3 protein-coding genes are annotated in these 2,681 nt (G+C 28.3%); all 3 read left to right on the forward strand.

Annotation, left to right across the window (positions count from 1 at the left end; translation table 11 throughout):
* Positions 1–189: 189 nt before the first annotated feature.
* The gene (locus ACVCXO_RS01020) at positions 190–855 is read left to right on the forward strand and encodes a hypothetical protein (RefSeq protein ID WP_452227741.1); all 666 of its coding nucleotides are present in this window, start codon (positions 190–192) and stop codon (positions 853–855) included.
* 229 nt (positions 856–1,084) lie between these two features.
* Positions 1,085–1,708 (forward strand): hypothetical protein, encoded by a 624-nt coding sequence (locus tag ACVCXO_RS01025; protein ID WP_452227742.1) that lies wholly within the window; start codon positions 1,085–1,087, stop codon positions 1,706–1,708.
* Positions 1,709–1,865: 157 nt separating this feature from the next.
* A complete protein-coding gene (locus ACVCXO_RS01030) occupies positions 1,866–2,411 on the forward strand; it encodes a hypothetical protein (protein WP_188464791.1) in 546 nt (181 codons plus the stop codon).
* Positions 2,412–2,681 lie beyond the last annotated feature (270 nt).

A 2,681-nucleotide genomic window follows, 5' to 3' on the forward strand; every position in this document is an offset into this window, starting at 1 on the left:
AATTACTAAACATAACAACGTATATATAAAATAGCTAATTGGTTGTTTAATCAATATTTTTTGTTTCTTTATAAAATATATACAAGCCGGAAAGACAAGTCATTATTTAAACGCTACTTTCCATATACGTATACGTTGTGCAACATTTAAACGTCACTCATTGCAAAAATAAGCACCTATAACTTTTTCATGAAAATGTACATTTTTCCAAATAAAAAAATAGCATCTAACTTCTTCATGCTAATTTTATCAATATCAACTATTGTCAGTTGTAGCAGTGTCGACGGATTATACTCTTTTAAAGGCAATCATGGAGATTTTAGTAAGCTTAACATTAAAAAAGACAACAGATTTACCTTAGTTTCCTACTCATCACCATATTTAGATACAATATCTGGCTCTTGGAATTTCATTGCTGATACAGTTTATATGAAACCTGACACAATGCCAAATTATATTAATCCAAAGACAAAAGTTGTAGAGAGTTTTGAAAAGAATATTGACAGTATCAGAATTAGAATAATTTTGAATGATTCAATTTCTAGTTTATCAGAAATATTCATTAATAACAAAAAAAGTAGTAGATTAACAAATGATGAAGGAATATTAAGTCTTTCTAAAGACACTAAAATAGATTTTATTGTCTCAGGAAGTTTGGGATATCCATTTTACGAACATAAAGTAGTTGATTCTAAATCAAACATTTTCACTATTTATATATACGACTGGATAGATGAACCACGTTGGACATATTATAATTTTACTTATAAGTATTTTAAAAAGAGTAATAAACTTTTCCCTTATGATATTGATAGTAAAACGAACAAAAGTTATTACTTAAAGAAAGAACATTAATATAATAAAAAAACGTTGCACAACAACGTATATAATTTATTGCTGGTTCTAGCCTGCTTACGAAAACCCTCGCGGATTTTCTATTCGGTTTTTATTTGCTAAATTACGTTCTTAACCACGCAACAAACCATATACAAACACGTTGTACAACATACGAATGAACAAACTGCTGACATTAAACATTCTGATTTTATTGCTTATTTCTTGCGTTGATAAAGAAAAAAGCGAAATGGAATTTTATACAGAAAATCAAACTTCATTTTTCGATTTAAGAAATTCGGATTGGACAAAAAATACGTGGATTAGAAAACCTGAAAATTTAAAAACAATTCACGAATCGTTTAAAAAGCTCGGTTACGATAAAATTGAAAATCTGATTTTAAAAAGTGATAATGAATTCCTAATTCAAGACGTTTACATAAAAAAGAATTTCGAGAATTTAACAGACAGTTTAGAACTGACCTACGAAAAGCCTGAAATACAAACAAATTATTATGCCGAATTCTGGAAGCGCAGAAAAGCAGAGAAAAATGACTCAATTGTTTATGAAATAATACGAGAATTTAACTCTTTTAAATCAGACAGAAAACGACTGGATTACGAAAATCAGTTTGTAAATGACACTTTGATAGACTTATTGAATATTGAATTTGATTATGCTAATCTAAATATAAATAAAGCGAAATCGGATTTTTATACATTAAAAAAATACGGGCTTCATCAATCAGCATATAACTTACTCTTTGAACGATTTAAATATTCTAAATTGGAATTTGATCGAGAAAAATTAAAAAAGGAATTAACAAAATCAACGGAATTTACTTATCCTTGGCTAATGGATACGGAAAAGTAAGTACGTTGTACAACACCGTATATAATTAATGGCTTGTTTTAGCTTGCTTACGAAAATTCTTCCGAATTTTCTATTTGGTTTTTATTTGCTAAATTAGTTACTTACACACGCCACTAATCATATACAAACACGTTGGCAATAATTAAAAACCGAACTTATGAAACTACTTATTTACATCTATTTTATTAGCTTATTTCAAATAAATTGTAAAACTGACAATAAGAAAATTAATGAATCGGAAACTTTAGATAAGAATGGAATAGAATGTACAGAAAAAGGTTGCAATGGGAAATATATAGGTTCTGAATTTATAAACGGAAAAGATATTGCACATCAATTCTCGAATAAAATGAGTAATTCTGTTGGAAAAAAGCTAAAAGAACTCTATCACAAAAAGAATTATAAAAAAGTAGACTTTACTGAAATTGAAATGAGAACTCAAGGAATGGGAAGTGGAAAAGTTATTTATACCCTTTTTATTCCTTTTAAATCCGTTGACTCAAAATGTGAAGCTTATACTTCCTTTGACCACGTTGGAGGCTGGAATCATAAACCATCATTGGAAAGAAGAAAAAAAGAACTTCAAAATGTTACATTGAAAGGACACGAATTAAATATTAGTAATCTAAAAAAAACACCTGAAGGATTACAAGAATATTGGATTCAATGGAAAAATAAAGAAATACAATCAGATTGTGAATAAAAAACTATTGCCAACACCGTATATATTTTATTGCTGGTTCTAGCCTGCTTACGAAAACCCTCGCGGATTTTCTATTCGGTTTTTATTTGCTAAATTACGTTCTTAAACACGCAACAAACCATATACAAACACGTTATCTATAAGTTACTCACCAACAAAAATTATTGGAAAATCTATAAGTCTGAACTTCCAATAAGGGAATAATTACTCAGATGAATAATGTAATCTGAAAAACGTTACGGATTGGATTCTGTTTGATTTTATAAACCA

Source organism: Lacinutrix sp. MEBiC02404 (genome assembly GCF_053601575.1).

Bases quoted from the DNA above. Each gene is read 5' to 3' on its own strand.
- ACVCXO_RS01020 (WP_452227741.1), top strand. From the start codon at position 190: ATGAAAATGTACATTTTTCCAAATAAAAAAATAGCATCTAACTTCTTC.
- ACVCXO_RS01025 (WP_452227742.1), top strand. From the start codon at position 1,085: ATGGAATTTTATACAGAAAATCAAACTTCATTTTTCGATTTAAGAAAT.
- ACVCXO_RS01030 (WP_188464791.1), top strand. From the start codon at position 1,866: ATGAAACTACTTATTTACATCTATTTTATTAGCTTATTTCAAATAAAT.